Source organism: Streptococcus suis (genome assembly GCF_046032115.1).
In the GTDB taxonomy this organism is placed as follows: Bacteria; Bacillota; Bacilli; order Lactobacillales; family Streptococcaceae; genus Streptococcus; species Streptococcus suis_AJ.
The window spans coordinates 20184-27360 of sequence record NZ_JARQOZ010000032.1 but is presented as its reverse complement, the minus strand read 5'-3'; the positions used below and the strand labels follow the sequence as shown (position 1 = coordinate 27360).

The following is a 7177-nucleotide window of genomic DNA, read 5'->3' as shown; positions in this document are numbered from 1 at the left end:
TACCGTGGCGATTTTTCTTTTTGAAAGTTTGAAAAGCTATGATGGGTAGGGCATAACCAACTACGGGAATGATTCAACAAAAATACTTTCACAAGCCAAATTAATTTGCCCCAATATTTTGAAATGGAGAATGGAATGCACAAAAAAGGAGCTCCCTTCCTACCGCGTATAGTAGCGATGGCGAACTCCAATAAAATAAACATTTTTAGTTTTGCAAATGATAGCTTCTCACTATCTATACAATAGCAATCCCCTTGGTATCAACTTGAAGGCGGTGGACAGTTCCGTCTAGATTTAGTTCCTCTAATGCTAGAACAATAGCCTCTTCCTTATCTTTTGGAGCCAATACCATAACAGTTGGTCCAGCACCTGAAAGATAGGTTGCATAGGCACCTAACTCTTGTCCGGTTTGCTTAATAGGGCAGAATTCCTTAACCAACAATTGACGGAATGGTTCATGGAACATATCTGATTGGATAGCTTGACCAGCCTTTTCCAGATCACCTGCCATCAAACTGGCAACAGCAACGTTAGCAATGGCACTAGCAGCCACTGCTTTCTTGTACCCCATCTGAGAAGGTAGTACACCTCGGCTTTCAACCGTACGCAGTGGGTAGTTTGGAATAAAGGCAACAAAACTTGCTTCTGGGAATTCTGTTACAACTGCCTGTACTTTCTTATTAACATAGCTAGAGATGACTAAATTACCGAAAATTGCTGGAGCTACATTATCAGGATGACCTTCAATTTCTGTAGCTTTGAGCAATTTTTCATCCGCTGTCATGTTCAAACCTGCTAATTGATTAGCCAATTCGATACCAGCTACGATAACGGAACTGGATGAGCCCAAACCACGTGCCAATGGAATGTCACTGGTCATCTTGATCCGATGTGGTTGCAAATTTTTAGCCACTTTTAGTGCAGTCTTAATCAAAAGATTGTTTTTGTCAGAAGGTACATGATCGAGATTGTGTTCAATGACCCAATCCTCTGTTTGTTCCAAAACTTCAATAGTCAAGTATTTTGAAAGGGCAACACCAACAGAGTCAAAACCAGGACCAATATTGGCTGATGTTGCTGGAATAATGATTTTCATATCTTATTCTCCCAACACCTTGAAGGTATTCAAGACTGTAAAGTCTGTTTCTTGAGCCAATTTAGCTGTTACATTTTCCAATTGTGTCTTGCTCATTTCATGGGTCACAATGACTAAGCGAGCAGTTTCGCCATCCGCAGCTTGTTGCAGAATTTGCTTAAAGGAGATTTCTTCAGAATTGAAGATTTCTGCTAAACGAAGCATTTTTCCATTTTTATCAGGCGCATCAATTGAGAAATAATATTCGCTCTTCACATCGCTTGGGGCTGCCAATTGAAGTGGGCGGCTATATTCGTTAAATGCTTTGCCGATAGTATTGTCTTTCAAGCGACGAACGATACGGATAATGTCAGCCGTTACACTTGTTGCTGTTGGCTTCTGACCTGCACCTGGTCCATAGTACATAGACTGACCGATACCGATAGATTCGACAAATACAGCATTCATTACACCATTGACGCTAGCAAGTGGATGATTTTTCGGTAGGAAGGTTGGAGATACTTCGGCAGCAATACCAGAGGTGGTTTCTTGAATATCGCCCACAAGTTTGATGACATAGCCCAATTCTTGAGCTACTGCTACATCTTCTGGCGTGATGTTTGAAATTCCCTTGTGAGCCACATGTTCAAAATCAACAGTCATTCCGAATGCAAATTGACTGAGGATAACTGCCTTGTATGCCGCATCAATACCTTCAACATCATTTGTAGGGTCAGATTCTGCATAGCCAAGTTCCTGCGCTGTTTGAAGAGCTTTTTCGTAAGTCCAGCCTTCATCAACCATCTTAGTCAACATGAAGTTTGAAGTACCATTCAATACACCGAGGATACGAGTCACCTTATCAGCAGCCAAAGAGTTGACCAAGGTACGCAAGATTGGAATACCACCTGCAACTGCAGCTTCATAATAAAGTGCAAGACCTTTCTCTTCAGCCAAGGCACGTAATTCGCTACCATGAACTGCCAACAAATCTTTGTTAGCAGTTACGATATGTTTACCAGCTTCAAGAGCACGTGTAATAAAGGTTTTAGCAGGTTCAATACGCCCCATCAATTCAACGACAATTGCAATCTCGTCGTCAGCCAAAATGTCATCAATATTTGTCACAAAATTGTAGTTATGGCCTGCAGCTAACAAGCGTTCTTTTTCAGTATCATCTTTTACAAGAACTTTTGCTACTTCAATAGTATCTTTTGCAGCCTTTTCAATTTTTTCGGTGTTCTCATTCAATAAAAATGGCACACCACTCGCAACGGTTCCAAATCCTAATAATCCTATCTTAACTACCATGTGCTCTCCTTTAAAATGTATTTCTCCCATTATAACAAATATTCTGACTATTTGGCAAAAAATTTGATATAATTGTTTTAATATATGATTATGGAGATAAGATAATGAAACATTCAAGAAGAGCCCGTCGAAGCCGCACACAAAAGAAACAACTTGTGCCAATGCTACTTGGTATCGCATTGTTAGTAGTGACTCTACTATCTATTTTTCTAATCTTTCTAAAACAGCCATCTAAGCAGCAAAGTGATTCCAAAGCTTCAACGATTGAGACAACAGCCAGTTCGAGTGTTATGACTTCAGAAAGTAGTGAAGTACAAACAGAAATCATTTGGGAACAGCAAACTGAACCTATCAAACTTCCAATCCTCATGTATCATGCCATTCACGTAATGGCTCCCGAGGAAGAAGCTAATGCGAATCTTATCGTAGATCCAACGACTTTCGAAAGTCATCTAAAAGCATTGCAAGATGCAGGTTACTATACTTTATCACCTGAAGAGGCTTATAAGGTATTGACAGAAAATGTCCTTCCTGCTGGTAAAAAGGTTGTCTGGCTAACCTTTGACGATAGCCTCTGGGATTTTTATAGTTACGCCTACCCATTGCTTAAGCAATATCAAATGAAGGCAACCAACAATGTCATTACAGGGTTTACTGAATATGGACAGGCTGGTCATCTGACCATCGAGCAAATCAAGGAAATGCAGACCGCAGGGCTCTCCTTCCAAGGGCATACCGTCAACCATCCTGATTTAGAGTATAGTTCTATCGAGGATCAAACAAATGAACTTACTTCCTCTAAAGCCTATCTTGACAGCCAATTAAATCAGGAAACCATCGCTATCGCCTACCCTGGTGGACGATACTCAGCAGACACCGTAGCCTTGACAGAACAAGCTGGCTATAAACTTGGTGTGACTACTAACAACGGCTTGGCTTCTGCTAGTGACGGATTACTGACTCTCAATCGTGTCCGCATCCTCCCAACCACTACCGCTGAGGGACTATTATCCGAAATTTCCTATTAATTTTTACAAACATGTATATGAGAAAACTCCCTGTCACTGACAAGGGAGTTCGTTTTATGTATACTCAATGAAAATCAAAATCAGGCTAGGCGACGAAGATGCAGATAGAACTGAAGTTCATCAAATCGAGTCAACAACGTCTGCTTTTGATTTTCGAAGAGTATTAGATTGACTAAACTGACTTTGATACAGATTATAATAGAAACCTTTGTCTGCCAAAAGACTGTCGTGGTTGCCTTGTTCAATAATCTGTCCATCTTTCAAGACCAAAATCTTATCAGCTTCCTGAATGGTAGATAAGCGATGGGCGATGACGAAACTGGTCCGTCCTTTCATCAATCGTTTCATGGCCTTTTGAATCAAGAGTTCCAAACGGGTATCAACTGAAGAAGTCGCTTCGTCAAGAATCAGAATAGCAGGATCCGCCAACAAAGCACGCGCAATGGTCAAGAGCTGTTTCTGACCTTGGGAAATATTGCTGGATTCCTGGTTCATTTCCATATTATAACCGCCAGGCAGGGTACGGATAAAGTGGTCAACGTTGGCGGCTTTGGCTGCCTCCACAATTTCCTCATCCGTCGCATCCAGACGTCCAAAACGCAGGTTTTCCTTGATGGTCCCTTCATAGAGCCAAGCATCCTGCAAGACCATACCAAATTGACTACGGTAAGATTGACGAGAAATATTCCGTATATCCTGACCATCTACCTTGATAGCACCTGATGTCACATCATAGAAACGCATGAGCAGGTTGATGAGGGTTGTCTTACCAGCCCCTGTTGGTCCAACGATAGCCACCATTTCTCCTGGTTCAACATCAAGATTAAAGTTACGAATAAGTGGCTTGTCTTCTGAATAGCCAAATTCGACCTGTTCAAAGCTGACTTGTCCGGTCAGACTAGCTGTCAACTCTAGCGCATTGGCGTCTTCTTCGTCAAGCTCATCTAAGACTGAAAAGATGCGTTCAAGGGAAGATTTAGCAGACTGCAACTGGGGTGCCAACTGGGTCAAGGTTTGGACGGGCTGAGAAATCTGCCAGACGTATTGGACGAAGGCCTGCATATTACCAACTGTCAATGTACCCGCAAGGACTTTCAGACCAGCAAGTAAGGCCACTACTACATAGGCAATGTTTGACAAACCGTGTACCAGGGGCATGAGCAAGCCTGACATGAAACTAGCCTTGAAACCAACTTCCTGCAAATCTGCGGTAATCTGGCGAAATTCTTCAGTAGAAATTTCTTCACGACCGTAGAGTTTGAGAACGTTAAAACCTGTCAGATTTTCTTGGACAAAACCGTTCAATCGACCTAGGGCATCAGCCTGTTGCTTGAAATAAGGCTGGGATTTGCCCATGACAAACTTGGAACCAAAATAGGTCACAGGAACCAAGGTCACGACCACAAGAGCTAGGGATACATCCAACCAGAAACACATGAAAATGGCTAGAGAGAGAGTCAGAACGGCATTAACTAGCTGGAGAAAACTTTGTTGTAGGGCATTCGAAACAGTTTCCACATCGCTTGTAAAACGCCCGAGTAAGTCACCATACTGGTGCTTGTCAAAATAAGAAACAGGAATCTTGTTAATTTTGTGGCTCAAGTCCTGACGCAAATCCTTGATCGCCCCCTGCACTGCCTTGGTCATAAAAAAGTTAGAACCATAAGCACCGATTTCATACATCAGAGCGCGTAGGGCATAGATGGCAAGCATGATGGCAATGTAGGAATAGTTAATCTGCGCTCCTTCTACTCCATTTGCCATGTCTAACAGATTTTTAGTCAATTCTGTGATGATAAGCCCCAATACAAAGGGTTCCAAGGCATTCATAACTGCACTGATGGTCTTTAGAAAAACAGCTAAAAATACAGAAGATTTGTAACGACGCAAATAGTCCCAAACACGGGTAAATACTGATCTATTCTTCATAATTCCTCCTATTCTTCTGTTAGCGATTGACGGTTAAGTTGAGAGTTGGCAATTTCTCGGTAAATCTCATTGCTTTCCATCAATTCATTATGAGTACCACGGCCAACGATTTCACCTTCGTTCAGCACGATAATCTGGTCAGCATCCATAATGGTTCCGACACGTTGGGCAACTATCAAGACAGTCGCATTCTCCGTCACTTCCTTCAAACGACTCCTCAAAATCGCATCCGTCTTATAGTCCAAAGCAGAGAAAGAGTCATCAAAGATATAAATATCTGGCTGTTTGACAATGGCACGTGCGATAGACAAACGTTGTTTTTGCCCACCTGACAGGTTGCTTCCGCCTTCAGCTAGATGGGTGTCGAATTTCTCTTCCTTACTCTCGATAAATTCCTTAGCTTGAGCAACATCCGTCGCATCATGAAGTTCAGCAAGACTAGCATCCATCTTACCGTACTTGAGGTTTTCTGCGATTGTTCCGGTAAATAGCAGAGCTTTCTGCGGAATAAAGCCAATCTTGCTGCGGAGTGCCTTTAGATTGTAGCGTCTGACATCCACACCGTCCACCAAGATACGACCAAGTGTCACATCATAGAAACGCGGAATCAAATGTACCAAAGAAGACTTACCAGAACCAGTTGAACCAATAAAGGCAATGGTTTCCCCAGGCTTAGCCTTAAATGAAATATTGTGGAGAACAGGCGATTCCGTTTCACCAGGATAGGCAAAAGTTACATTTTCAAATTCCAAATAACCACGAGTATCTGTTTCTGTAATCCCATCTTCATTCTTAGAAATGGAAATGGACATATCCAAGACTTCCTGAATCCGTTGGCTCGATACCGACATCCGTGGATACATGTTAAACAAGTTAGCAAAGAGCAAGAATGAGAAAAGCGCGTGGAAACTATATTCGATAAAGGCTACCAAATCACCGATTTGCAGACTGCCCGTTTTCAAGGGTTCCAAAGCAAACCAAACAATGGCCACAATCATGGCAATGATAATCTGGACAAAAAGAGGCTCTGTCAGACCAGTCAGGTTAAAAAGTTTTTTAGATGTTTCAGTATATTCTTCATTGACTGTCGCAAAACGCTCTTCCTGAAATTCTTCCCGAGTAAATGCCCGAATAACACGTAAGCCCATGAGATTTTCACGAACATATTGGTTAATGGTATCCAAACGTTTCTGTTGTTTTTCTGATAAGGGACGAGTTTTGGTTGCCACATAGAAAATAACAAAAACCAGAAAAGGCATGGCCACTGCAACTGTCCAAGCTAGACTCGGACTGGTTACCAAGGTCATAATGACAGAGGCAATCATCATCAAGGGTGTAATAATACCTAATTTCAACACCATTTCAGAGAATTGCATGAGAACAAAAGCATCATTTGTCATACGAGCAACTAGAGAAGAAACACCAATCTGTTCATATTCATGGTGTGAATAGTCCTGAATTTTCTCGTACAAATCATTTCGAATATCTTTTACAATGTTGGTTGTCAACTGACCAGCCGCATAGGCAAGCGTTATTCTTCCAACTATACCAAGCAAGACAATCAAGCCCATCATTCCCGCCCAATAATAGAGCTGACCAACATCATTTTTTGTAATTCCTTGGTCAATCATTCTCGCCAAAAATGTCGGTAACCCTAAGTTTACTACTACAAATAAGATGGCCCCCAACAAGTCCAAGGCAATCCACTTAGGATATTTTTTCAAATAGGTCCAAATCAGATTCATCTTTTCACCCTTTCTATATGTTACAGTCTTTTAGTTTACTTTTAGTACTCGCTTCAAAGGTTTGGGGAACCTTTGAAGGCTGGAGATAG

At 41.8% G+C, this 7177-nt stretch carries 6 protein-coding genes; 1 reads left to right on the top strand and 5 read right to left on the bottom strand.

What is annotated here, in order from left to right; translation table 11 throughout:
• The 3 genes from P7J36_RS09165 to P7J36_RS09155 all read right to left on the bottom strand — a co-directional run.
• Positions 1–203 (bottom strand): hypothetical protein (locus P7J36_RS09165; protein ID WP_408562445.1); only part of this gene is annotated, 203 nt, incomplete at its 3' end.
• Positions 204–235: 32 nt separating this feature from the next.
• On the bottom strand, positions 236–1096 hold the full coding sequence (gene thrB / locus P7J36_RS09160; RefSeq protein ID WP_029187207.1) for a homoserine kinase: 861 nt from the start codon (positions 1094–1096) through the stop codon (positions 236–238).
• 3 nt (positions 1097–1099) lie between these two features.
• Positions 1100–2386 carry a homoserine dehydrogenase gene (locus tag P7J36_RS09155; protein WP_408551934.1) on the bottom strand — a complete coding sequence of 429 codons (1287 nt, stop codon included), beginning with the start codon at positions 2384–2386 and terminating at the stop codon, positions 1100–1102.
• A gap of 104 nt (positions 2387–2490) precedes the next feature.
• Here P7J36_RS09155 and P7J36_RS09150 point away from each other — a divergent pair, with 104 nt between their 5' ends.
• Positions 2491–3414 carry a polysaccharide deacetylase family protein gene (locus P7J36_RS09150; RefSeq protein WP_408551933.1) on the top strand — a complete coding sequence of 308 codons (924 nt, stop codon included), beginning with the start codon at positions 2491–2493 and terminating at the stop codon, positions 3412–3414.
• A gap of 120 nt (positions 3415–3534) precedes the next feature.
• Here P7J36_RS09150 and P7J36_RS09145 read toward each other — a convergent pair whose 3' ends face one another.
• Both P7J36_RS09145 and P7J36_RS09140 read right to left on the bottom strand, forming a co-directional pair.
• Complete coding sequence (locus P7J36_RS09145; protein ID WP_408551932.1) at positions 3535–5343, bottom strand: ABC transporter ATP-binding protein; 1809 nt, start codon at positions 5341–5343, stop codon at positions 3535–3537.
• 8 nt (positions 5344–5351) lie between these two features.
• Positions 5352–7088: an ABC transporter ATP-binding protein gene (locus P7J36_RS09140; protein ID WP_408551931.1), complete on the bottom strand. Its 1737-nt coding sequence runs from the start codon at positions 7086–7088 to the stop codon at positions 5352–5354.
• Positions 7089–7177 lie beyond the last annotated feature (89 nt).

What these genes read in the sequence shown, in the direction of transcription:
- thrB (WP_029187207.1), bottom strand. Translation starts at nt 1,096, where the DNA reads ATGAAAATCATTATTCCAGCAACATCAGCCAATATTGGTCCTGGTTTT.
- P7J36_RS09155 (WP_408551934.1), bottom strand. Translation starts at nt 2,386, where the DNA reads ATGGTAGTTAAGATAGGATTATTAGGATTTGGAACCGTTGCGAGTGGT.
- P7J36_RS09150 (WP_408551933.1), top strand. Translation starts at nt 2,491, where the DNA reads ATGAAACATTCAAGAAGAGCCCGTCGAAGCCGCACACAAAAGAAACAA.
- P7J36_RS09145 (WP_408551932.1), bottom strand. Translation starts at nt 5,343, where the DNA reads ATGAAGAATAGATCAGTATTTACCCGTGTTTGGGACTATTTGCGTCGT.
- P7J36_RS09140 (WP_408551931.1), bottom strand. Translation starts at nt 7,088, where the DNA reads ATGAATCTGATTTGGACCTATTTGAAAAAATATCCTAAGTGGATTGCC.